This is a genomic window from Shinella sp. M27 (assembly GCF_049199905.1).
Taxonomy (GTDB): Bacteria; Pseudomonadota; Alphaproteobacteria; order Rhizobiales; family Rhizobiaceae; genus Shinella.
The window spans coordinates 1-23,310 of record NZ_JBLZPK010000007.1 but is presented as its reverse complement, the minus strand read 5'-3'; the positions used below and the strand labels follow the sequence as shown (position 1 = coordinate 23,310).

The 23,310-nt window shown below is 65.0% G+C and carries 18 protein-coding genes; 11 read left to right on the top strand and 7 right to left on the bottom strand.

Annotated elements, in window-relative coordinates:
* The first annotated feature begins 14 nt into the window (after window positions 1–14).
* The 6 genes from ACOZK4_RS01300 (at window position 15) to ACOZK4_RS01275 (ending at window position 6,454) form a co-directional block, all read left to right on the top strand.
* Window positions 15–1,502: a sugar ABC transporter ATP-binding protein gene (locus ACOZK4_RS01300; protein WP_421590163.1), complete on the top strand. Its 1,488-nt coding sequence runs from the start codon at window positions 15–17 to the stop codon at window positions 1,500–1,502.
* Window positions 1,503–1,567: 65 nt separating this feature from the next.
* Window positions 1,568–2,542 (top strand): ABC transporter permease, encoded by a 975-nt coding sequence (locus tag ACOZK4_RS01295; RefSeq protein ID WP_313523926.1) that lies wholly within the window; start codon window positions 1,568–1,570, stop codon window positions 2,540–2,542.
* Window position 2,543: 1 nt separating this feature from the next.
* Complete coding sequence (locus ACOZK4_RS01290; RefSeq protein WP_421589988.1) at window positions 2,544–3,557, top strand: zinc-binding alcohol dehydrogenase family protein; 1,014 nt, start codon at window positions 2,544–2,546, stop codon at window positions 3,555–3,557.
* A gap of 187 nt (window positions 3,558–3,744) precedes the next feature.
* Complete coding sequence (gene phaZ / locus ACOZK4_RS01285) at window positions 3,745–5,034, top strand: polyhydroxyalkanoate depolymerase (RefSeq protein ID WP_421589987.1); 1,290 nt, start codon at window positions 3,745–3,747, stop codon at window positions 5,032–5,034.
* A gap of 128 nt (window positions 5,035–5,162) precedes the next feature.
* Window positions 5,163–5,597, top strand: coding sequence for a DUF2852 domain-containing protein (locus ACOZK4_RS01280; RefSeq protein WP_313523918.1), 435 nt, complete (start codon window positions 5,163–5,165; stop codon window positions 5,595–5,597).
* Window positions 5,598–5,692: 95 nt separating this feature from the next.
* The gene (locus tag ACOZK4_RS01275) at window positions 5,693–6,454 is read left to right on the top strand and encodes a M48 family metallopeptidase (RefSeq protein WP_421589986.1); all 762 of its coding nucleotides are present in this window, start codon (window positions 5,693–5,695) and stop codon (window positions 6,452–6,454) included.
* A 7-nt stretch (window positions 6,455–6,461) separates the two neighbouring features.
* On the opposite strand, the gene ACOZK4_RS01270 is transcribed toward ACOZK4_RS01275, so the two are convergent.
* Window positions 6,462–6,656, bottom strand: coding sequence for a YqaE/Pmp3 family membrane protein (locus ACOZK4_RS01270; protein ID WP_298101535.1), 195 nt, complete (start codon window positions 6,654–6,656; stop codon window positions 6,462–6,464).
* 129 nt (window positions 6,657–6,785) lie between these two features.
* On the opposite strand from ACOZK4_RS01270, the gene ACOZK4_RS01265 reads away from it, so the two are divergent.
* The 5 genes from ACOZK4_RS01265 to ACOZK4_RS01245 are packed head-to-tail and all read left to right on the top strand — an operon-like array spanning window position 6,786 to window position 11,809.
* Entirely contained in the window at window positions 6,786–7,460 is a 675-nt protein-coding gene (locus tag ACOZK4_RS01265) for a phosphoribosylanthranilate isomerase (protein ID WP_421589985.1), read from the top strand.
* Entirely contained in the window at window positions 7,457–8,677 is a 1,221-nt protein-coding gene (trpB, locus tag ACOZK4_RS01260; protein ID WP_421589984.1) for a tryptophan synthase subunit beta, read from the top strand. Before ACOZK4_RS01265 ends, trpB begins: the two co-directional genes overlap by 4 nt.
* A gap of 2 nt (window positions 8,678–8,679) precedes the next feature.
* Complete coding sequence (gene trpA, locus ACOZK4_RS01255) at window positions 8,680–9,519, top strand: tryptophan synthase subunit alpha (protein WP_421589983.1); 840 nt, start codon at window positions 8,680–8,682, stop codon at window positions 9,517–9,519.
* 42 nt (window positions 9,520–9,561) lie between these two features.
* On the top strand, window positions 9,562–10,464 hold the full coding sequence (gene accD, locus ACOZK4_RS01250; RefSeq protein ID WP_421589982.1) for an acetyl-CoA carboxylase, carboxyltransferase subunit beta: 903 nt from the start codon (window positions 9,562–9,564) through the stop codon (window positions 10,462–10,464).
* 1 nt (window position 10,465) lies between these two features.
* Window positions 10,466–11,809 (top strand): bifunctional folylpolyglutamate synthase/dihydrofolate synthase, encoded by a 1,344-nt coding sequence (locus tag ACOZK4_RS01245; protein ID WP_421589981.1) that lies wholly within the window; start codon window positions 10,466–10,468, stop codon window positions 11,807–11,809.
* A gap of 55 nt (window positions 11,810–11,864) precedes the next feature.
* Here ACOZK4_RS01245 and trxA read toward each other — a convergent pair whose 3' ends face one another.
* The 6 genes from trxA to ACOZK4_RS01215 form a co-directional block, all read right to left on the bottom strand.
* A complete protein-coding gene (gene trxA, locus ACOZK4_RS01240) occupies window positions 11,865–12,185 on the bottom strand; it encodes a thioredoxin (RefSeq protein ID WP_160861395.1) in 321 nt (106 codons plus the stop codon).
* A gap of 104 nt (window positions 12,186–12,289) precedes the next feature.
* The gene (gene addA / locus ACOZK4_RS01235) at window positions 12,290–15,865 is read right to left on the bottom strand and encodes a double-strand break repair helicase AddA (RefSeq protein ID WP_421589980.1); all 3,576 of its coding nucleotides are present in this window, start codon (window positions 15,863–15,865) and stop codon (window positions 12,290–12,292) included.
* Window positions 15,858–19,034, bottom strand: coding sequence for a double-strand break repair protein AddB (gene addB, locus ACOZK4_RS01230; RefSeq protein WP_421589979.1), 3,177 nt, complete (start codon window positions 19,032–19,034; stop codon window positions 15,858–15,860). Before addB ends, addA begins: the two co-directional genes overlap by 8 nt.
* Window positions 19,031–19,765: a nucleotidyltransferase family protein gene (locus ACOZK4_RS01225; protein WP_421589978.1), complete on the bottom strand. Its 735-nt coding sequence runs from the start codon at window positions 19,763–19,765 to the stop codon at window positions 19,031–19,033. The genes addB and ACOZK4_RS01225 overlap by 4 nt, the downstream gene beginning before the upstream one ends.
* A gap of 12 nt (window positions 19,766–19,777) precedes the next feature.
* Window positions 19,778–21,274 (bottom strand): tRNA (adenosine(37)-N6)-threonylcarbamoyltransferase complex ATPase subunit type 1 TsaE, encoded by a 1,497-nt coding sequence (gene tsaE, locus ACOZK4_RS01220; RefSeq protein ID WP_421589977.1) that lies wholly within the window; start codon window positions 21,272–21,274, stop codon window positions 19,778–19,780.
* A gap of 6 nt (window positions 21,275–21,280) precedes the next feature.
* Window positions 21,281–23,310: ATP-binding protein (locus ACOZK4_RS01215; RefSeq protein WP_421589976.1), on the bottom strand; the 2,030-nt coding region annotated here is incomplete at its 5' end.

Sequence of the window (23,310 nt, the reverse complement as noted above, 5' to 3'; positions counted from 1 at the left end):
CCGAATCCGACACCGTGCCGCGCGGCGCGCCGATCCTCGAACTGCGCGGTCTGCAGAAGAAGTATGGCCTCGTCGAAGCGCTGAAACCGGCGACGGTGACGTTCCTGGCCGGCGAAATCCACGCCATCGTCGGCGAAAACGGTGCCGGTAAATCCACGCTCATCAAGCTTCTGACCGGCGTTATCAGGCGCACGGCCGGCGAGGTCTTCTGGTGCGGCAAATCCGTCCAGCTCGCGACCCCTACCGAGGCGATTTCGCGCGGCATCAATGCCGTGCATCAGGAGGTCGTGCTCTGCGCGCATCTCTCCGTCGCCGCCAACATGTTCCTCGGCGACGAGATGAACCGCTACGGCCTGATGCGCAAGGGCGCGATGGAGCGCGCCGCCCAGGCCGTTTTGGACGATCTCGGCTTCCAGCTTCCCGCCGGTGCCCTGCTCGGCAGCCTGACCATCGGCCAGCAACAGCTCGTCGCGACGGCCAAGGCCGCCATGCGCGGCATCCGTTTCCTCATCTTCGACGAGCCGACCGCTTATCTGACGCGCCAGGAATCGGCCCAGCTCTTCCGGCTTATTCGCCGGCTCCGCGATCAGGGCGTCACCATCGTCTATATCAGCCACCGCATGGAAGAAGTCTTCGAACTGGCGGACCGCGTCTCGGTTCTGCGCGACGGCACCCATGTCGGCACGCGGCTGATCGGCGAGACCAACGAGGCCGAGCTGATCGCGCTGATGATCAACCGCTCGATCGAGCAGATCTATCACAAGGAGACGGTCGCCATCGGCAAGCCGATCGTCGAAACGAAGAACCTGTCCGGTCCCGGTTTCGAAGATGTGTCGCTGACGGTGCGATCCGGCGAGATCATCGGCCTCTATGGTCTCATCGGCGCCGGGCGCAGTGAATTCGCGCTCGGCCTTTATGGCCGCCAGCCGGTGAAATCGGGCGAAATCCTCTGGGAGGGCCAGAGGGTCGAGATTTCCAACGAGCGGGAGGCCATGGACCTCGGCATCGCGCTGGCGCCGGAAAGCCGGCGCGACCAGGGCCTCTGCCTCAACCTGTCGATCGGTCTTAACATTAACCTGCCGGTCTTCAAGCGGCTGAGTTCCGGGCTCGTCATCCGCAAGGGCGACGAGGCTGACAATGCCGACCGGCAGATCCGCGATCTCCGCATCAAGACGCCGTCGCGCAGTGTGCTGGCCTCGGCCATGTCCGGCGGCAACCAGCAGAAGATCGTCATCGGCAAGTGGCTGAGCCACGGTGCAAAACTCTTCATCTTCGACGAGCCGACGGTCGGCGTCGATGTCGGCACCAAGGCGGAAATCTACCGGCTGTTCGGCGAACTGCTGAAACGCGGCGCCGGCATCATCCTGATCTCGTCCTACCTGCCGGAAGTCTATGAACTGTCCGACCGGTTGCACGTCTTTCGTAGCGGCCGGCTCGTTGCGAGCCACGACCATCGGGCCGGCACTCATGAAGACGTCCTGACCCAAGCCATCGGTATCTAGAGCAAGTTCAGAAAAAGTGTGCAGCGGTTCAGGCTAGGCGCTACGCAAAAAAAGGGAGAAGAAACATGAGCGTGGACACGACGACGGAAAGCGCTCCGGCACCGAGGAGGGGCCGGAACATCCTGCTCGGCCTCACCCTGTTCGGGCTCCTGGCCGCGCTCTGGCTGGCGCTCGGCCTGTCCACCCATGCCTTCTGGACTCCGGGTAACATTTCCAACCTGCTGCGCCAGGGCGCGATGACGGCGATCCTCGCCGTCGGCCAGACCTTCGTCATCATCACGGCCGGCATCGATCTCTCGGTCGGGGCGATCGTCGGTTTCACCAGCGTCATCGTCGCCTGGCTGCTTCAGGCGGGCGTGCCGCTCTGGGCCTCGATCATCCTGACGCTCCTGATGGGCGTGGCGATCGGCGCCTTCCATGGCTTCGGCATCGTCCGCATGGGCCTGCCACCCTTCATCATCACCTTGGCGACGCTGACCTCGCTGCGCGGCATCGGCCTGCTCATCACCAACGGCTCGACGATCTCGATCAACCACGAGGGTTTTACCAACTTCTCCCGCATGGATTTCCTGGGTGTGCCGAGCCTGTTCTGGATGGTCATCCTGGTGGCGATCCCGGCCTTCGTCTTCCTGCATCTCTCGCGCTTCGGCCGCTATCTCTTCGCGGTGGGGTCGAACGGCGAGGCGGCGCGCCTGTCGGGCGTCAATGTCAACCGTACGATCTATCTCGCCTATATCCTCTCGGCCACCTGCGCGGCATTCGTCGGCCTGCTGCTCGCCTCGCGCATCGGCATCGGCAATGCAACGCAGGCGGAAGGCTGGGAATTGCAGGCGATCGCCTCCTCGGTCATCGGCGGCACCAGCCTGTTCGGCGCGGTCGGTTCCGTGCACGGCCCGCTGCTCGGCGCCTTCATCCTGGCCACCATCAACAACGGCGCGAACCTGCTGAACGTCAACTCGTTCTGGCAGCGCATCATCACGGGCCTGCTGATCATCGTCATCGTCTATTTCGATCAGTTGCGCCGTCGCGGAAGCCGTTGAGATGAAAGCCGTCGTTTGCGTAGAACCCGGCCGCCTCGAGGCGGCCGAACGGGAACGGCCTGCGGTGCCGCACGGTTGGGCGCGCGTCGCCGTCAGCCATGTCGGCATCTGCGGCACGGATTATCATATCTTCGAGGGCAAACACCCGTTCCTCGAATACCCCCGCATCATGGGCCACGAGGTCTCCGCGACCGTCATCGAGCCCGGCGCAAGCGGTCTTGCCGCCGGTATACCCGTCGTCGTGAACCCCTATATTTCCTGCGGTACCTGCGTCGCCTGCCGGAAGGGCAAGCCGAACTGCTGCACCGCGATCCGCGTGCTCGGCGTGCACACCGATGGCGCCTTCTGCGAGGAGATCACCGTTCCCGCCGAAAACCTTTACCCGGCTGAAGGCCTTTCGCTGGAGGCCGCCGCGACCGTCGAATTCCTGGCCATCGGCGCCCATGCCGTGCGCCGCTCGCTGGCGCCGGCCGGTTCCCGTGCCCTCGTCATCGGTGCCGGCCCGATCGGTCTCGGCACCGCCCTTTTCTCGCGCATTGCCGGCCATGACGTTACCTTGATGGACACGTCGCAAGAACGCCTCGCCATGGCGGCGGAGCGTTTCGGTTTCACATCCGGCCTTGTCGCCGGGGCCGCTGCCGCCGATGAGGTCAGCCGGGTAACGGATGGCGACGGTTTCGATGTCGTCTTCGATGCGACCGGCTACGGCAAATCCATGGAAGCGGCCTTCGGCTATGTCGCCCATGGCGGGGCGCTGGTGCTGGTCAGCGTGGTGAAGGACGAGATCCGTTTCTCCGATCCGGAATTCCATAAACGCGAAATGATGCTGATCGGCAGCCGCAATGCGACGCGGGTCGATTTCGAGCATGTCATGGCAAGCATCCGCGCCGGCCATGTGCCGATTGAGGCGCTGGTGACCCACCGCACCACGCTGGACGCCGTGCCCGCTGATCTCTCCCGCTGGGCGACCGACAAGGCCGGCCTGATCAAGGCGGTCGTTTGCGTTGCGGAATGAAGCCGCCCGCTTGCCCGCCCACCGAAGCCGCTATGCTCCGTTCATGTCCACGAAAGGTTCGCGGGCGTAGGATGTTGGTGTGGAATGTTGCCACGCAGCGAAAACATGTTAGTGTTTTCGCAAGTGCGGAAACCGGGTGACAGGTGCGGGACTTAAGCCCGCGCCACGAAATGGGGTATCGCGTCCGATGTATTATCAGCTGTACGAACTCAATCATGCGATGATGGCGCCCTGGCGCGCTGCGGCGGACCAGATGCGGATCGCCTTCCGCAACCCGCTCAACCCGATCTCGCATACCTATTTCGGCCGCACGATGGCTGCAGGCTTCGAGGTTCTCGAGCGCACCACCCGGCGCTACGGCAAGCCGGCCTTCGACCTGCCCACCACGCCGATCGACGGCAAGGACGTCTCCGTTCACGAAAAGATCGTCTGGCAGCGCCCCTTCTGCAATCTCATCCATTTCGAGCGCTGTCTGCCCGCCGGCCACCGCAAGGATCCGAAGGTCCTGATCGTCGCGCCGATGTCCGGCCACTATGCGACGCTCTTGCGCGGCACCGTCGAGGCGCTCTTGCCGCATGCGGAAGTCCATATCACCGACTGGATCGACGCCCGCATGGTGCCGATCTCCGAGGGAACCTTCGATCTCGACGACTACATCGATTACGTCATCCAGATGCTGCACGCGCTGGGGCCGGATACGCATGTGATCGCCGTCTGCCAGCCGGCGGTGCCGGTGCTGGCCGCCGTTGCCGTGATGGAAGCCGACAACGATCCGCTCTCGCCCTCCACCATGACGCTGATGGGCGGGCCGATCGACACGCGCATCAATCCGACCGCGGTCAATAATCTGGCCAAGGAAAAGCCGCTCGACTGGTTCCGCGACAATGTCATCATGCCGGTTCCGTGGCCGCAGCCGGGCTTCATGCGCCAGGTCTATCCGGGCTTCCTGCAGCTTTCGGGCTTCATGTCGATGAACCTCGACCGCCATGTCGTCGCACACAAAGAGTTCTTCGCCCATCTCGTGAAGAACGACGGCGATGCGGCCGAAAAGCACCGCGATTTCTACGACGAATATCTTGCCGTCATGGACCTGACGGCCGAGTTCTATCTCCAGACCGTGGAAACGGTGTTCATGAAACACGCGTTGCCGAAGGGCGAGATGATGCACCGGTCGCGTCCCGTCGATACGACGGCGATCCGCAAGGTGGCGCTGCTCACCGTCGAGGGCGAGAACGACGACATCTCGGGCGTCGGCCAGACCAAGGCGGCGCAGACGATCTGCACGAACATCCCCGACGACATGCGCATGCACTACATGCAGCCGGATGTCGGCCATTACGGCGTGTTCAACGGCTCGCGCTTCCGCAAGGAGATCGCGCCGCGCATCCTGTCCTTCATCGAGACCCACGGCAAGGCCAACAAGGCAAAGCCGGTGCCGCGCGTCATCAAGGGCGGAAAGGCTGAAGCGGCCTCCTGATTTTTCAGGCTCGTTTCAGGTACTTGCCCGAATTCATGCGCCATCGTCTTGAACGCGGTGGGCGGTCTAACCACATCGAATTCACCGGAAACCGAGGTGGTTTCCGTTGATCGTGAGGAAGATTGCACATGAACCAGTCAGCGCTCATTCGTCCGGACTGGACGCCTGCGACCATCGCCCTGATGGTGCTGGGCTTCGTGGTATTCTGGCCGCTCGGCCTTGCCATGCTTGCCTACATCATCTTCGGCGATCGCCTGAGAAACTTCAAGAAAGACGCCAACGACAATCTTGACGGCATGTTCGCATCCTGCCGCAGCAAGTTCCGCGGCGGCCGCGGCCATGCGTTCCGCAGCGCCACCGGCAACGTCGCCTTCGACGACTGGCGTGACGCCGAACTCGCCCGCCTCGACGAGGAGCGCCGCAAGCTCGACGAGATGCGCGAACAGTTCGACGCCTATAGCCGCGAGCTGCGCCGCGCCAAGGACCAGGAGGAGTTCGACCGCTTCATGCGCGAACGCCGCGCCGAAGGGAAGGGCGACGTGCCCGGCTTTCCGGCGACCTGAGACCGTCAGGACCGATAAAGACAGAGCCGGCGCCGCGAGCGCCGGTTTTTCGTTGAGGCATTTCAGCCGGCTTCGAATCGGCTATGAAAGGCAGCATGTTCTCCTTGGCTTCCAAGCCCCGAAAGGCCCTGAAGACGCCGCCGCCGCCGGAACGGCGCGAGCTTGACGTCAATGGCCGGCGTTTGCCGCTCACCATCAAGCGGGATTCCCGCGCTACCCGTCTGACGCTGCGCATCGAGCCGGGCGGCCGGGCGCTGCGCATGACGGTGCCGTCAGGCATTGCAGACCGTGAAATCCGCGATTTCCTCGATCGTCATCAGGGCTGGCTGATGACGAAGCTCGCCAAGTTCCGCACGACGAACGAACTGGCCGACGGCGGTTACGTCATGATCCGTGGCGTTGCCCATCGCATCGAGGCGACCGGCCGGCTGCGCGGGCTCACCGAGGCTGTCGTTATCGATGACGAGGCGGTGCTGTGCGTCGGCGGCATGGAAGAGAGCATTCCCCGCCGCATCTCCGATTTCCTGAAGAAAGAGGCGCGGCTGGAACTGGACCGGCTGGTCACTGTTCATGCGGGCCGCATCGGGAAAAAGGTCAAATCGCTGACCTTGCGCGATACCCGTAGCCGCTGGGGCTCCTGCTCGGCAGATGGTGCGCTCAGCTTCTCCTGGCGCATTGCCATGGCCCCGCCGCATGTCATCGATTATCTCGCTGCCCACGAAGTGGCGCATCTCGAGGAGATGAACCACAGTTCGGCCTTCTGGGCCCTGTGCGAAAAGCTCTGCCCGGCGACGGAGGAAGCCAAACGCTGGCTGAAGCGCAATGGCAGCCTTTTGCATGCCCTGGATTTTGGCTGAACCAAAACTAACGGCGGTTGCCGAGCGCTTCGCTGATCTTCTTATCCGTATTGTACTGGCTGAGCGCATAGACCGCCCAGATGGCGGCCGGCAGCCAGCCGATCAGCGTGACCTGCAAAATCAGGCAGATAATGCCGGCAATCGGCCGCCCGATGGTGAAAAACACGAGAAAGGGCAGGAGGATGGCGATGATGAGCCGCATGGATGTCTCCGGTCTGTCGTTTCCTTCCATATGGGCAGCCTTGTCGGCCGTGCAAGGGTGGCGTTTCCAGTCCTCTTGCCGCCGTCTTTCGGCTCGACTCTTCCGGTGATTCGTGCGAACCCCTTGCCCATGAAACGCGACATTAAAATCTGCGGGCTGAAGACCGAAGAGGCCGTCGACAAGGCGGTTGCGCTCGGCGCGACCCATATCGGCTTCATCTTCTTTCCGAAAAGCCCGCGCAATATCGAGCCCTCCGACGCCGGCCGTCTGGCCGACCGGGTGCGAGGTCGCGTGAAGATTGTCGCGGTGACGGTAGATGCCGACAGCGACACGCTGGACGAGATCGTCGACCAGCTCTCGCCCGACATTCTCCAGCTGCACGGCAAGGAAAGCCCGGAGCGGGTACTGACCGTCAAGGCGGTCTATGGCCTGCCCGTCATGAAGGCCTTTTCGGTGCGTGAGGCTGATGATCTGAAGAAGGTTGATCCCTATATCGGCATCGCCGACCGGTTCCTGTTCGACGCCAAGCCGCCGGCAGGCTCTGAGCTTCCGGGCGGCAACGGGGTCTCCTTCGACTGGAAGCTCATGCATTTGCTTGACGGAAGCGTCGATTACATGCTTTCGGGTGGTCTGAACAAGGATAACCTCGCCGAGGCCATTCAACTGACCGGCGCGCCGGGCATCGATACCAGTTCGGGTGTCGAAAGCGCGCCGGGGGTCAAGGACCTCGGCCTGATGGAAGCGTTTTTTGAAGCGGCGAACAAGGCGGACGACAAGACCGCCGTCGCAGGGAGAGGCAAGTGAACCAGTCACCCAACCTGAATTCGTATCGCGAAGGTCCCGATGAGGACGGTCGCTTCGGCATTTTCGGCGGTCGTTTCGTCGCCGAAACCCTGATGCCGCTGATCCTCGAACTTCAGGCGGAATGGGACAAGGCCAAGACCGACCCGGCTTTCCAGGCTGAGCTGAAGCACCTCGGCGCCCATTATATCGGCCGCCCGAGCCCGCTCTATTATGCCGAACGCCTGACGCAGCATCTCGGCGGCGCGAAGATCTATTTCAAGCGCGAAGAGCTGAACCACACCGGCTCGCACAAGATCAACAACTGCATCGGCCAGATCCTGCTCGCCAAGCGCATGGGCAAGACGCGCATCATCGCCGAAACCGGCGCCGGCCAGCATGGCGTGGCCTCGGCCACCGTCGCCGCGCGCTTCGGCTTCCCCTGCGTCGTCTATATGGGCGCGACCGACGTCGAGCGTCAGGCGCCGAACGTCTTCCGCATGAAGCTGCTCGGTGCCGAGGTGAAGCCCGTCACGTCAGGCAGCGGCACGCTGAAGGACGCCATGAACGAGGCGCTGCGCGACTGGGTCACCAATGTCGACGACACCTATTACCTGATCGGCACCGCCGCAGGCCCGCATCCCTATCCGGAGCTGGTGCGCGACTTCCAGTCGGTGATCGGCACGGAAGCCCGCGAGCAGCTGATGGTCGCCGAAGGCCGCCTGCCGGACATGGTCATCGCGGCCGTGGGTGGCGGTTCCAATGCCATCGGCATCTTCCATCCGTTCCTCGACGACAAGAGCGTCCAGATCGTCGGTGTCGAAGCCGGCGGCAAGGGCCTCGACGGCGACCTGCACTGTGCCTCGCTGACGGCCGGTTCGCCGGGCGTTCTGCATGGCAACCGCACTTACCTGCTGCAGGATGCCGACGGCCAGATCAAGGAAGGCCACTCCATCTCGGCCGGCCTCGACTATCCCGGCATCGGCCCGGAGCACGCCTGGCTGCACCAGATCGGCCGCGCCGAATATGTTCCGATCATGGATGACGAGGCGCTGGAAGCCTTCCAGCTGCTGACCAGGCTTGAAGGCATCATCCCGGCGCTGGAGCCGAGCCACGCCATTGCAGAGGTGATCAAGCGCGCGCCCAAAATGGGCAAGGACCAGATCATCCTGATGAACCTCTCCGGCCGCGGCGACAAGGACATCTTCACCGTCGGCAAGATCCTCGGCATGGAGCTCTGAGAATGACTGCACGCATGGACAAACGCTTCGCGGATCTCGCCGCGGAAGGCCGCCCGGCCCTCGTCACCTATTTCATGTCCGGCGATCCGGATTATGCCTGTTCGCTGGAGATCATGAAGGCGCTGCCGAAGGCCGGCGCCGACGTCATCGAGCTCGGCATGCCCTTCTCCGATCCGATGGCCGACGGTCCGGCGATCCAGCTTGCCGGCCAGCGGGCGCTTGCCGGCGGCCAGACGCTTGCCAAGACGATCCAGATGGCCCGCGACTTCCGCAGGCAAGACGACGCGACCCCGATCGTGCTGATGGGCTACTACAACCCGATCTACATCTATGGCGTCGAGCGTTTCCTCGACGAGGCGCTGGACGCCGGCATCGACGGCCTGATCGTCGTCGACCTGCCGCCGGAAATGGATGACGAACTGTGCATCCCGGCACTCGCCAAGGGTATCAACTTCATCCGTCTCGCCACGCCGACGACCGATGAGAAGCGCCTGCCGACCGTTTTGAACAACACGTCGGGCTTCGTCTATTACGTCTCGATGAACGGCATCACCGGTTCGGCCCTGCCCGATCCCTCGCTCATCGGCAGCGCCGTCGGCCGCATCAAGGCCCATACGAAGCTGCCGGTCTGCGTCGGCTTCGGCGTCAAGACGGCCGAGCATGCGAGGGCCATCGGCGCTTCGGCGGATGGCGTCGTCGTCGGTACCGCCATCGTCAACCAGATCGCCTCCAGCCTGACGGCGGACGGCAAGGCGAGTGGCGCCACCGTTGCCGGTGTCGAAACGCTGGTCATGAGCCTCGCATCGGGCGTGCGCGCGTCGCGCCTTGCGGCGGCGGAATAAAGTTCCCACATGGGAACCACCATTATAACGGGAGTCTAGACCGTGAACTGGATCACGAATTACGTTCGGCCGAAGATCAACTCGATGCTTGGCCGCCCTGACCGGGATGTACCGGAAAATCTCTGGATCAAGTGCCCGGAAACCGGCGAGATGGTGTTCCACCGCGATCTCGAGGAAAACAAGTGGGTCATCCCGGCCTCGGGCTACCACATGAAGATGCCGGCCAAGGCTCGCCTCAAGGACCTCTTCGATGACGGCGTCTACGAGGCCCTGCAGCAGCCGAAAGTCGCGCAGGACCCGCTGAAGTTCCGCGATTCGAAGAAGTACAGCGATCGCCTGAAGGACAGCCGCGTCAAGACCGACCTCGAAGACACGATCGTCGCTGGCGTCGGCAAGTCGCGCGGCGTCAAGCTCGTCGCCGTCGTGCATGAATTCAACTTCATGGGCGGCTCGCTCGGCATTGCCGCGGGCGAGGCGATCATCAAGGCCTTCGAACGCGCGATTGCCGAAAAGTGCCCGCTCGTCATGTTCCCGGCCTCTGGCGGCGCGCGCATGCAGGAAGGCATCCTTTCACTGATGCAGCTGCCGCGCACCACCGTCGCCGTGGAAATGCTGAAGGAAGCGGGCCTGCCCTATATCGTCGTGCTCACCAACCCGACGACCGGCGGCGTCACGGCCTCCTATGCCATGCTGGGCGATATCCACCTCGCCGAGCCGGGCGCCGAAATCTGCTTTGCCGGCAAGCGCGTCATCGAGCAGACCATCCGCGAAAAGCTGCCCGAGGGCTTCCAGACGTCGGAATATCTCATGGAGCATGGCATGGTCGACATGGTCGTCAAGCGCCATGACATTCCCGATACGCTGGCCCGTCTTCTGAAGATCCTCATGAAGAAGCCGGCAGCTGTCTCGGCCACCAACGGCGCCGTCGCCATCGCGGCCCAGTAACATGACCGGCGTGATGGTCAGCGAAGCGGCAGCGGAGATCGAAAAACTTCTCGGTCTCCATCCCAAGGGCTTCGACCTGTCGCTCGACCGCATCACGCGGCTGCTCGCAGCGCTTGGCGATCCGCATCTGAAACTGCCGCCGGTCATCCATGTGGCCGGCACCAACGGCAAGGGTTCCGTCACGGCCTTCTGCCGCGCCATCCTCGAGGCCCAGGGCCTCAGCGTCCACGTCCATACCTCGCCGCATCTCGTCAACTGGCACGAGCGCTACCGTCTCGGTGTCAAAGGCGGGCGCGGGCAGTTCGTGGAAGATGCGGTTCTGGCGGATGCGGTGCGGCGTGTCGCCGACGCCAATGGCGGGGAAAAGATCACCGTCTTCGAAATCCTGACCGCCGTCACCTTCGTGCTCTTTGCCGAGCATCCAGCCGATGTCGCGATCATCGAGGTCGGCCTTGGCGGGCGCTTCGATGCGACGAATGTCATGCCGCGCCCGGCCGTCTCCATCATCATGCCGATCTCGCTCGATCATCAGGCCTATCTCGGCGATCGTGTCGAGCTGATCGCCGCCGAAAAAGCCGGCATCATGAAACGCGGCGTGCCCGTCGTCATAGGCTTCCAGACGGAAGACGCCGCCCGTGACGTGCTGATCGAGACCGCCGAGCGGCTCGGCTGCCCGCATACCGTCTATGGCCAGGACTTCATGGCGCATCAGGAATATGGCCGCCTCGTCTATCAGGACGAGTTCGGCCTTGCCGACCTGCCGCTGCCGCGCCTGCCCGGCCGCCACCAATATGCCAATGCCGCTGCCGCGATCCGCGCGGTCAAGGCCACCGGCTTTCCGATTTCCGAACATGCGCTGGAAATGGGCCTCTCCCATGTCGAATGGCCGGGTCGTTTGCAACGGCTGACGGATGGCGCCTTGGCGCGCATCGCCCCGCGCGCCAGCGAGATCTGGGTCGATGGCGGCCACAATCCCGGTGCCGGCCAGGTGATCGCAGAGACCATGGCGAATTTCGAAGAACGCGAGGCCCGCCCGCTCTTCCTCGTGACGGGCATGATCAACACCAAGGACCCGGTCGGCTATTTCGAGCCCTTCGGCGGTCTGGCCGAGCGCGTCTTCACCGTGCCGATCCGCGGCTCCGATGCCGGCCTCGACCCGGTGGCGCTGGCCGAGGATGCCGCCCGCGCCGGCCTTGAAGCGGAGGCGTTCTCGACGGTCGCCGAAGCGCTCGCCGAAATCGGCCGCATCACGGCGGAAGATGCCGTGCCGCCGCGCATCCTGATCGGCGGTTCGCTCTATCTCGTCGGCGACGTGCTCGCCGACAATGGAACGCCCCCCACCTGAGAACGCAAAAAGCCCGGCCGAAGCCGGGCTTTTTCATGTGGACCAGTCTGGCCGATCAGGCGGCGCTGGAAATCCACGAGGAAAGCGCCGTCTTGGGGGCGGCGCCAACCTTGATGTCGGCTACTTCGCCACCCTTGAACATGGCAAGCGTCGGGATCGAGCGCACGCCGAACTGGGCGGCCAGTTCTGGGTTCTCGTCGATGTTCAGCTTGGCGACCTTCACCTTGCCGGCGAGTTCCGTCGCGATTTCCTCAAGTGCCGGGGCGATCATCTTGCACGGGCCGCACCATTCGGCCCAGAAATCGACGACGACCGGCTCTGCGGAATTCAGGACTTCAGCCTGGAAGTTGGACTGGTCGACTTTTACGGTAGCCATGAGGCTCTCCTTGAACGGTGATTGTTGCATGAAATGTGATGTGCCGGGCCTTCGGTTTCAAGCCCTGAAGTGCCGGGCCGGCACGATCCGTCCCGCCCGGTATCTCACTTTGCCGTGAGTTCGGCAAGGCTGGCATCGAGCAGCGCCAGCTCCAGCCAGAAGGTTTTCGCTGCCTCCGTATAGATCAGTCCGCAGCGGATTTCCTTGTCCGGATAGAGCGGCGTGAGGATCGCCCGATAGATGGCAAGCTGCGCCCGGTGCTCGAACGGGATATCCGCGACGGAAGCCGGCGGCACGCGGTTCGTCTTGAAATCGACGATCTCCACGGCGTCTTCGCTGACGGCCATGCGGTCGATGCGGCCCGAGACCGCAAAATCCCGCCGGCCGAGCGACAGCGTGCCCATGATCGAGACTTCCGCCCGTGCCGCGGGTGAGAAGATCGTCGCAAGGCTCTCGTCGCCGATCACCGCCAGCGCGGCCTCCACCAGCGAAACGCGGGCATGGTCCGGCCAATGCGCCACCGCCCGCTCCAGATAGCGCCGCGCCGCTGCCGGGCGCTCCTCCGGCGCAACGGACGGCAGGATTTGCAGGAAGCGGTGCAGGATGCGCCCGCGCTCCAGCGCAAGCCCGCTGCCGGGCGCTCCGCTGCCTTTCCGGCCGAACAAGGCGGAGGGCACCAGAAGGTCCGCCGTGTCGGTCTCGATGACGGCGGCCGCACCCGAGGGGCTCAAGGGGCGCGGTAGGGCCTTCTGCGGCGGCAGCGGTTTGCCGAGCGCGTCCGGCAGCACCGATTTCGCCCGTTCTTCGACGGCGGCCGTCGACACCGCACCGATATCGGCCGCACCCGCCTCGCGCCAGGAAAGACCCTGCCAGCTTTCACCCGCCGTCGAAAACGTCATCTCGATGCAACGGCTTTCATCGGCGGCAAGGGCCGTGGCGATCATCGCATGCCAGGTGTCCTTGGCCTCCTGCCGGCCGCGATAGCCGCAGACGACGAGCCGGTCGGCCGCCCGTGTCATCGCCACATAGAGCAGCCGGCGGTATTCCTCTTCCGCACTTGCCTTGATGCGCTCGGCATCGGCCTCCGTCAGTGCGTTGCCAAGATCCTTCAGCGGCAGCCAGACCGGCAGACCGCCGGCCAGAGGACCGCCCGCGAGGAAACGCAGTTTCGGCATATGGTTGGCATTGAACGGCTTCGAGCCGCCGTCGACGAGAAAGACGACCGGCGCCTCCAGGCCCTTTGCGGCATGCACGGTCATGATGCGGATCTCGCCGCGCGCCTTGTCCTGCTCGCGCTTGACCGTCGGCGCCTCTAGTTCCAGCGTGGAAACGAAGGCTTGCAGGCCGGGCAGGCCATTCTCTTCCTGCTCCAGCGCAAAGGTCAGGAACTCGTCGATGATCTCGCCCGCCTCCGCGCCGAGCCGGGCAAGGAACGCCCGCCGCCCGCCGCCGGCCCCGAGAATGCGCGCATAAAAATCATGCACGGATTGCTCGCGCGCATGGCTTATGAGATCGGAAAGCCGGCGAACGATCGGGTCGAGTGCAGCATTCGTTTCCGCCATCTCCCGAAGCCGCATCCACAGGCTCTGCCGCTCGCCGCGCCGGGCGGCGAGCTCGAACACGGTCTCCTCGTTCAGGCCGAAGAGCGGGCTCTTCATGAGGGCGGCCAGCGACAGATCGTCTTCCGGCAGCACGGCGAAGCGGCCGAGCGCCATCAGGTCCTGCACGGCGATATGCTTGGTCAGCACCAGCCGGTCGGCGCCGGCGACGGGCAGGTTGTGGCGCTGCTTCAGCGTGCGCGTCAGCGCATTGACGAAGGCGTCGCGCTTGCGCACCAGCACGATCACGTCGCCCGCCGCCATCGGCCGCGCCTTGCCCTTCTCCGTCACCGTCTCGCGACCGATCCAGCCGGCGAGCGTATCGGCGATGCGCCGCGCCAGCACATTGATCGGCGCCTCCTCGGCAACCGCGTCGAAGGGCGCCGTCCAGTCCTCCTCGTCGAGCCCCGGCGGCGCGGCGATCACCTCCCAGACATCGACCGCACCGGGCTCGCGTCCACGGTTGGAGGCATGCACGATCTCGTCGCCATCGGGCGACAGGCCGCGTGCATTGGCCGGATCGAGAAACACCTGGTCGACGGCCGACAGCACGTCGCGCGTCGAGCGAAAGGAGAGCAGCAGCCGGATCGGGCTGAAGGCCGCCTCCGCCATCCGCGTGCGCCGGGAAACCTCTCTTCCTTCCTCGGCAAAGCGCTCCGGCTGCGCGCCTTGGAAGGAATAGATCGACTGTTTCTCGTCGCCCACGGCAAAGATCGTGCGCTCCACCCGCCGCGCCGTTTCGCCGGCGAAGAAATCGTCGGTCAAAGCCTTCACGATCTGCCATTGCCGCGGGCTGGTGTCTTGCGCCTCGTCGACGAGGATATGATCGATGCCCTGGTCGAGCTTGTAATGCACCCAGGCGCTCACCTTTTCGCGGGTGAGCAGCGTCGCCGTGCGGTCGATCAGGTCGTCGAAATCGAGCAGGCTGCGCGCCCGCTTCAGGTCCTCGTAGTCGCCGATCAGCCGTTCGGCGATGGTGAGCGCCGCCAGCGTCGCCTCGACCATGCGCAGGCGCCGCAGCCGCTCGGTGCAGGCGACCATATGGTCCTGCGCAGCGGTCAGCGCGTCCTCGAATTGCGGAAACTGTTTTTTCAGCGCGGCGGAGAAGAAGGCGGTGCCGATTTTCTTAGGCGATCCGTCTTTCGTGAAGAACAGCGCGTGAAGCACGGCGCGGCGCGCTTCCGGATCGGTGAGCCGGCTTACGGATCGCAAACCGGCGGCCGAGGTTTTCACCGTATCGCTGCCAAGCGTCTCCGCCGCCGAGAGATACGCCTCCAGCGTCGTGCCCGAAAGGGCATCGAGCGGCCAGAAGGCGGCAAGGATGCTGTCAATGGTTTCCGTCGCCGTAATGCCCGTTTCCCGCCGCAGCACGGCGCCCACGCCGCCGGCCTTGTCGGCGTCGTCGATGAAGGCGCGGATCGGTCCGCGGGCGGCGACGATATCGGAGATCAGCTTTTCCAGGCCGGTATCGTCGGCGATGTCGAGCACTGTCGCAAAGGCCTCGGCCAGCGCCCGGTCGTCCTCGTTCGCCGTCGCGGTCAAGAGCGAGCGGCGCGCATCCGCCAGCAGCACGGCCGCCGCCCGGTCGTCGAGCACGGAAAAATGGCCGGCGACGTTGGCCTCCAGCGGAAACTGGTGCAGCAGCGCCTCGCAGAAGGCGTGGATCGTCTGGATCTTCAGGCCACCCGGCGTTTCCAGCGCGCGCGCAAAAAGGCGGCGGGCCTCGGCGAGCTTGAAAAGGTCCGGCCGCTTGCCCTCGATGGCGGCTACCCGGTCGGACAGCTCTTCATCGGACAGCGTCGCCCATTCGGCGAGCCGCTCGAAGACGCGGTTCGACATTTCGGAGGCCGCCGCCTTGGTATAGGTGAGGCAGAGGATGGCCGAGGGCCGGCAGCCGGCGAGCAGCAACCGGATGACGCGCTGGGTCAGCACATGCGTCTTGCCGGAGCCGGCATTGGCCGAAACCCAGGCCGACCGGGCCGGGTCCGATGCCGTCGCCTGCTTCTGCGACGTCCAGCTCAGCCATGCCGCGGGATCGGCGGAGGCGGGGCGGTCTTCGGCGGGGCTCTGGTTCTCAAGCATCGTCGCCCTCCTCACCGTTTTCCGCCGAGGACCATTCGGCGACGCGTGCCAGATGGTCGTATTCGCCGCCATAGTCACGCTCCTGCTCGGGAATGACGCGGGATTTGAAACCGAAGCGGCCTTCGATCAGGCCAGTCAGCAGCTTTTCCAGTTCGGCCAGCGCATCCTCCGCCAGTTCAACGGCGGATTTGGGATTGTTCTTCGCACCCTCGTTGTTAACCTGCTCGGCATCGAACCGCTCGCCGGGCTTGAGGCGCACATAGAGAAGGTTTGCCGGCTCGCGCTGGCCGGGGCCGCGGAAGGCACTGCGGCGGATGGCGGCGGCTTCCAGCGCCAATTGCGGATCGAGCAGCGCGCGCGCCACCTTCAGCGACGGCGTGCTGCCGGTCTTGTAGTCGAGGATATCGGCGCTGCCGTCGGGCAGGATATCGATGCGGTCGGCAATGCCCGTCAGGCGGATGCCGCCGACGGAGAGATCGAGCGAGGCCGGCACTTCCGTCAGGCTTTCGCGCACGCCCGGCGCGCGCTTCAGGTGCCAGTCGACGAAGGCACGCGCGACGGCGGCGAAACGCGGCCGCCAAACGGCATCGATATGCGGCGGCAGCGCAATGGCGTCGAATTCCTCGTCGAGGATATGGCCGATGAGCGTCAGCGGTTCGCCGCTCCCTTCCGCGCGCACGAAACGGTCGACGATGCGGTGGTAGAGCGAGCCGCGCTCGGCCGGGCCGGGATCGAGGTTGAAGGGCGCGATCGGGTGCAGCCGCAGAATATGGCGGGCATAGATGGCATAGGGATCGCGGCGAAGGCGGCCGATCTCGCTGAAAGAGTATTTCTTCGGCTGCAAGTCCGCCGGCGGTTTTGGTGACGGGCGCGGTGCGGTCGGAACGCTGGCGCTCCGGTCGATATCGCCCGCCCAGTCGATGAGGTTTTTGCCGCGGCTGCGCAGGTCGGCGGCCAGCGTCGGCCCGCCGACGGCGAGCAGGCGTTGCAGCCAGCGGGAGGCCACGGTCGGGGCGGTGCCGTTGCGTAGCGCCCGTGTCAGCACCAGCTTCGGCGTGGCGGCGGCCATCTGCAAGTCGTGGCCGAGCTGGCCGATGCGCCGCTCCGGCGGCTCCAGGCCGATCTCGACCTTCATAACGCGCGAGAGGAAGGCGTCGTTCGCCGCCTGCCCCGGCCAGGTGCCCTCGTTGAGCCCGCCGATCACGACGGTATCGACACTTTGCAGGCGCGATTCGAGCGCGCCGAAAATGAAGGCGCGCGGATGGCGCATCGAGCGCGGCTTGACGCTTTCGCTCGCCGCCAGCGCCTCGATGATATCGCACCATTGCGGCCCGTCGGCCTCGATCTGTCCGTCCGTCTCCATCACGCTCTTCAGGAGATTGGCAAGACTGTCGCCCGCTTCGCCCGACCAGAGGGCGGCCAGATTTGCATGCTCGTCCACCGCCACCGCTTCCAGCGCGCGGCCGGTGCGCTCGGCCCAGTCGGAGAGCGGCAGTTTCGAGGAGAAACGTCGCCCCGTGCGGCTTTGCTGCACCAGCACGCCGGCCAGCGGCTCGACGGCGGCGGCGACGCGGCGCGTCAGATCGCGCGCAAGCGGGATCGCCGTCTCGGGCAGCGCGGTGCGCCAGACCGGCGGATGGCGATCCCCAGCCTGCCGTTCGAGGGCGGTCTCCAGCAGCGGCTCCAGCGCCGAGATGTCGATTTCCGCCGTCCCGCCGCGCAGCGCCGTCAGCTCCAGCGCGGTCACGGCCGCGCTTAGGTCCTCGCTTCGAAGCCCGAACCGGGCAAGCGGATGTTTCAAGAGCGCGACGAGCGGCACCGGGTCGCCAGGGCGGAGCGCTGCTTCGGCGAGCAGCCGGAGGAGGGTGCCCTGTGGCGTGGACAGCAGCGGCGTGCCGGCCGAATCGTCCGCCTCGATGCCGAACCGGGCGAGTTCGGCGGCAACACGCCGGCCGAGTTTCCGATCGGGCGTGATCAGGGCCGCCTGGGCGTCTTCGCTGTCTTCAAGCGCAAGCCGCAGTGCAATGGCAATCGCCAGCGCTTCCTCGCGCTCATTGGCCGCCTCGACGAGGGAGACGTCGCAGAACGCTGCGGCCATCCGGTCGGCATCGAGCGCGCCACGCACCTCGCCCCAGCCGGCCGTCGCCTGCGTCGGCAGGAAGGCGCTGGAGAGGAGTTTCGAGCGGTATTCCAGATCGTCGGGGGGGGAGCCGAGGGGTTCCACATCGTTTCGTGTAGAGCCCATGCGGGCGAGCAGGCGGTGAAGGCCGTATTGCGGATGGCTGCGCGCGGCGGCGTCCGGCTTCTGCCCACCCTCCGAGCCGCCCTGGTGGCCGACGAGCAGCCATTCGGCGTCCGACATGAAGCGGTCGAGCCCCGGCAGGATCACCACGCCGTTCGACAGCTTCGCCACGGCGGCGATCAATCCCGCGGTTGCCGGAATGGAGCCGGTCGAACCGGCGATGATGACAGGGCCTGCCGGCGGCGAATGGCTGTAGCGTTCGGTTTCGGCATGCAGCGTCGCATTACGCCGGAGCGACGGCGAGGAGCGGCTAAGCTCCGTCAGGCGCGCCGGCCAGAAGTCGCTGGCGATCTTCAAAAATTCGGCGGTTAGCTGCCACCAGAGCGCATGGTTGGAAACGTCGAGGCTGTCGAACGCCGACCAGTCCAGCTCTTCCGTTTCCATCGCATCGATGATCTCGGCAAGGTTGCGGGCAAGCCAGACGGCATCGGCCGGGCTTGCGGGGGCGACGAGTGGGCTTTCGGCATGTACGGAGGTCACAGCGGCGGGCAGGCTGTTGCGCCAGGCGAGCACGAGGCGGGCAAGCTCGATGAGGCGCGCCGGGCCGGACAGCGGTTCGGCCATGTCGAGAAGTGCGGGCGTCATCTCATCGAAGAAGCCGCTGTCGTCATCGGTCTCGCCCAGTGCCCGGATGACCGGCAGGATCGCCGATTTGCCGCCGAAGAGATCGACGAATTCCGAGCGCAGCACGCGGGCCGAACGGCGCGTCGGCACGTAGATCGTGACGTCGGCCAGCGCCAGCGGATCGGCGGGATCGTAGGTGAAGCCGGGCACGAGGCGTCCGTCGATGAGGCTTGCTGCCACCGTTTTCAGGAAAGGCAGGCTCGCCGGGATCGAATAGATGCGGCCGCCGCGCGCACTGGTCACGCCGCCGCCTCTTGGAAACGGCCGATGACGGCTTCCGCCGCGCCGATGGCATCAGGCGTGCCGACGGTGATCCAGTGTCCCCTAAGCATCAGGCCGAAGAGCCGACCCCTCTCGATGGCGCGGTCGAAATAGATGTTGAGATTGAAGGCATCGTCGGGGGCATCGTCGAACAAGGCCGGCATCATCGCGATGGCGCCGGCATAGACGACCGGATTGCCGTTTTCCGCGCTGTAGCGGGCGAGCTTCCCGTCCGCATCCATCGAAAAATCCTTCTTGCCGTTGTGCCCCGTCGTATCCTCCAGCCGCACGCAGAGCAGGAGCATGTCCATGCGGTCAGGGTCGAAGGCTTCGGCGAGACGCTGAAGGTTGGTCTTTTCGCCCGGCTTTTCGCCGATCCAGAAGAGATCGGCATTCATGACGAGCACGGGAGCTCGACCGAGCAGTTTCAGGCCTTTCGCAAGGCCGCCGCCGGAATTCATCAGCTGGTACGTCTCGTCGGACAGGATGATTTCAGGCTGGGTACGCTTTGCCAGATGTGCGGTCATCTGGTCGGCGAAATGATGCACATTGACGACCGCGCGTTTGACGCCCGCCTCGGCCAGCGCATCCAGCCCGTAATCGATCATCGGTTTTCCGGCGATCGGCACCAGCGGCTTCGGCATCGTATCGGTGATGGGGCGCAGGCGCGTTCCAAGGCCGGCGGCCAGCACCATGGCGTCTTCGATCTTCATCGTCTGCTCGCGCTATGATTCGGTCGCGAGGATTCCAGCCTTTTCGCACCAGTCGCGCAAGGGGGCGAGATCGGGATGGGAGAGCGCGCGCGTCAGATTGCGGAAGGTGCGCGGCATGTGGCGCATATAGGCCGGCTTGCCGTCGCGCTGCATCAGCCGCACCCAGATGCCGACAAGCTTGCAATTGCGCTGCGCCGCCATGACATGCCAGTCGCGCAGGAAACGGTTTCGGTCGAAGCCGGCGTGTTTTGCGCGGAGCGACAGATAGTGGTCGAGCACCTCGTCCGCGACACCCTCGGGCATATCGACACGCGCATCCTGCACCAGCGAGGCGACGTCGTAGGCCGAGGGGCCGATCATCGCGTCCTGGAAGTCGATGATACCGACGCGGTCGGTGCCGGAGGCCTCCGGCCGCCAGATGATGTTGGGCGAATGGAAATCGCGCAGCAGCAGATTGTGTTCTGCGGCCGAAAGGCTGGCGATCAGGCCATCCCAGATCGCGATATAGGCCTGGCGCTCGCTGTCGCTCGCCGGCGTGCCGCGTTTCCAGGGCAGATACCAGTCGGTGAGCAGGCTGACCTCGATCTGCATCGCATCCCGGTCGAAATCCGGCACATGATGCACGATGCCGCCGGCGACCGGCAGGTCGCGCTCAAAAGCTTGCCCGTGCATATGGGCCAGGCACGCTGCACTCTCGCGGTAGCGCTCGGCAATCGGCACGCCGCTTTCGTCGAGCACGCCGTCGCTGCCGAGGTCCTCGATCAACAGGATGCCTTGTTCGATATCCGTCGCGTAAATTTCAGGCGCACGCAGGCCGCGCGCGACGAGATGTCTGCCGACGGCGATGAACGGTTTCACGTCCTCTGCGATATGGGCGATCTGCTGGTAGTATTTGCCCTGCGCAAGGATCGGCCCCGGTGCGTGGCGCGGTGCGTCCATCAGCACGAAGCGCTGGCCACCGGTGTAAACATGCTCGTAGGCTCGCACCGAGGCATCGCCCGTCAGATGGCGGCGCGTCGCGGCCTGATAGCCGGCGTCATCAAGAAAGGCGCGGATCGCCAGCGACCGGCGAATCCGGCTCACGGCCGGTGCCGGGCCATCGATGGCGACCCGCCGGCCGTCGCCCTCATGGGTGAAGGTCAGCGTGATGCCATCCGTCGGAAGGGCGCCAAGTCCTTTTTCCGGCCATTCGACGAGGCAGACGCCATCCGAAAGCGCTTCGTCGAAGCCGAGTTCGTCGATCTCGGCGGCATCGGCGATGCGGTAGAGATCGAAATGCGCGACCGGCACGCGCAGGTCATAGCTCTGTACGAGCGTGAAGGTCGGGCTTGGCACTTCCAGAAAAGCGTCATCGGCAATCGCGCGAATGAGTGCGCGTGAAAAGGTCGATTTTCCGGCGCCGAGATCGCCCGACAGCGCGATATAATCACCGCGCTTGGCCGCCAGCGCCATGTCCTCGCCGAAACGAATGGTCGCGGCTTCGTCGACGAGGAAGATGTCGAGCGCCATGCCGGCCTATTCCGCCGCTGCGAAGGATGTCATCGTCGCCGAGGGAATGCGCACGGTCACATTGGTGCCGCGGCCCTCCTGGCTGTCGATGGTGACGGTGCCGTGGTGCAGGCTGACGAAGCTTTCGACGATGGAGAGGCCGAGGCCGGCGCCGCCCTGGCGGCCGTGACTTTCGAAGCGGTTGAACACCGTCTTGAGCACGTCCTGCGGAATGCCCGGCCCACGGTCGGTGACCGTAAAGACGAGGTCGGCGCCCTCGCGCCAGCAGCGCAGGCCGATGGAGCTGTGCGCCGGTGCGAAATTCGCGGCATTGCCGAGCAGTTTTATGAGGATCTGCTTGAGGCGCTGCTGGTCGGCGACGATGGTGCCGAGATTGTCGGGCGCGGTGATTTCCAGCGTCACCTGCGCTTCGTGCAGCCGGTCGGCGAACTGCATCGACACGTCGTCGAGCAGGTCCGTCAGGTTGATCTCGGTATAGTCGAGTTCCATGATGCCGGCATCGACGGTCGCAAGGTCGAGAATGTCGTTGACGATGGTGAGCAGCACGGCCGAGGAGGTCGCGATGTGATCGACATATTCCGACTGGCGGTCGTTGAGTTCGCCCATGGTCGGCGTCTTCAGGAGATCCGCGAAACCGATGATGTTGGTGAGCGGCGAGCGCAGTTCGTAGGAGACGTGCTGGACGAAATCGTTCTTCAGCGCATCGGCCTTGCGCAGCGCGTCGTTCTTTTCCGTGAGCGCACGGCTGACGCGCACGCTGTCGGTGATGTTGACGAAGGTCAGCATCGTCTGGGCATTGGAGAGCGGAATGACGGCGAAATCGAGCACCAGGCCGGTACGCAGCTCCAGCACGCCCTGGCAGGACGGCCGCTCGTCGTCGAAGCTGGTGATGATATGCGCAAAGCGCTTCCAGCCGTCCGGCTTGTCATAGGAGACCGCACAGGCCTGCTCGATGGCGCGGATATGCGTACCGGATTTCGCCTCCGCCTCGCTGATACCCCAGAGCGCGCGGAAGGCCGGGTTGGACAGGCGGATGCGCCCGTCCGGGCTGAACACGGCGACCCCTTCGGCCAGATGGTCGATGGTCTCGTCCTGTACCTGCACCAGCGTGTTGTAGCGCGTTTCGAGATCGACCTTTTCCGTCAGGTTCTCGAAGACCCAGGTGGCGCCGCCCTGCGGGCGGGCGGTGGCGAAGACGCGCAGCGTCTGGCCGTTCGGCAGGTGCCAGAGGTCGGTCTGGGTCTCGATGGCGCGGTAGACAGCAAGTGCTGCTTCCTTCCACTGTTTCCAGTTCAGCTGCTCGGGCAGTTTTCCGGCGGCGCGCAGCTTGTCGAAGAGTTCGCCATTGCCGGGCTTGCCTTCGAGGAAGGCCATGTCGACCTCCCACATATGCTGGAAGGCCTGGTTGTAGAATTGCAGGCGCTGGTCGCCGTCGAAGATCGCGACGGGGGTCGCGAGATGGTCGAGCGTTTCGGCATGGCTCTTCAGCGTGCGCACGAGTTCTTCCCGCACCGCCTCGACATCCGAAACGTTGACGGCGATGCCGGCCGAACCCGTCGGGCTGCGGGCATCGACGACGTCGAAGAAGCCGCGGTTGCCGTGCACGACGGTCGAGACCTTGTCGCGGTAGGGCATGTCATAGGTGCTGGCGGCGCGGATCTTTTCGCGCGCGATGGTCGGCAGCAGTTCGCGGCCTTCATGCACGGCGCTCGCGGCATCCTTCGCCTCGACGGCCTCGGCATAGGCCTCGTTGACCCAGGCGAGCGAGCCATCGGCGGTGCGCTGCCAGACGGGCTGGTCGATCTGGTCGAGCAGGCCCTGAAGGGTGGTGAGCGCCGCGACCAGGCGGTCGCGCTCGAGCTTCAACTCGGCGGCCTCGGCGCGCAGATTGTTGAGCGCCACGAAACGCACGAAAGCCTGTCCGCCGGACACGCGGCCCTGGGCTTCCAGCACTTCGTCGCGGCTGGTTTCCACGACGAGATCGAAACTCTGGGCCTGGGAGCGCAGCTTTTCGACGGCGCGCTCGATCTCGCCGG

Bases quoted from the DNA above. Each gene is read 5' to 3' on its own strand.
- ACOZK4_RS01245 (WP_421589981.1), top strand. From the start codon at position 10,466: ATGACCGGCGTGATGGTCAGCGAAGCGGCAGCGGAGATCGAAAAACTT.
- ACOZK4_RS01290 (WP_421589988.1), top strand. From the start codon at position 2,544: ATGAAAGCCGTCGTTTGCGTAGAACCCGGCCGCCTCGAGGCGGCCGAA.
- ACOZK4_RS01280 (WP_313523918.1), top strand. From the start codon at position 5,163: ATGAACCAGTCAGCGCTCATTCGTCCGGACTGGACGCCTGCGACCATC.
- ACOZK4_RS01265 (WP_421589985.1), top strand. From the start codon at position 6,786: ATGAAACGCGACATTAAAATCTGCGGGCTGAAGACCGAAGAGGCCGTC.
- trxA (WP_160861395.1), bottom strand. From the start codon at position 12,185: ATGGCTACCGTAAAAGTCGACCAGTCCAACTTCCAGGCTGAAGTCCTG.
- ACOZK4_RS01225 (WP_421589978.1), bottom strand. From the start codon at position 19,765: ATGAAGATCGAAGACGCCATGGTGCTGGCCGCCGGCCTTGGAACGCGC.
- ACOZK4_RS01275 (WP_421589986.1), top strand. From the start codon at position 5,693: ATGTTCTCCTTGGCTTCCAAGCCCCGAAAGGCCCTGAAGACGCCGCCG.
- ACOZK4_RS01295 (WP_313523926.1), top strand. From the start codon at position 1,568: ATGAGCGTGGACACGACGACGGAAAGCGCTCCGGCACCGAGGAGGGGC.
- addA (WP_421589980.1), bottom strand. From the start codon at position 15,865: ATGCTTGAGAACCAGAGCCCCGCCGAAGACCGCCCCGCCTCCGCCGAT.
- tsaE (WP_421589977.1), bottom strand. From the start codon at position 21,274: ATGGCGCTCGACATCTTCCTCGTCGACGAAGCCGCGACCATTCGTTTC.
- ACOZK4_RS01270 (WP_298101535.1), bottom strand. From the start codon at position 6,656: ATGCGGCTCATCATCGCCATCCTCCTGCCCTTTCTCGTGTTTTTCACC.
- phaZ (WP_421589987.1), top strand. From the start codon at position 3,745: ATGTATTATCAGCTGTACGAACTCAATCATGCGATGATGGCGCCCTGG.
- trpA (WP_421589983.1), top strand. From the start codon at position 8,680: ATGACTGCACGCATGGACAAACGCTTCGCGGATCTCGCCGCGGAAGGC.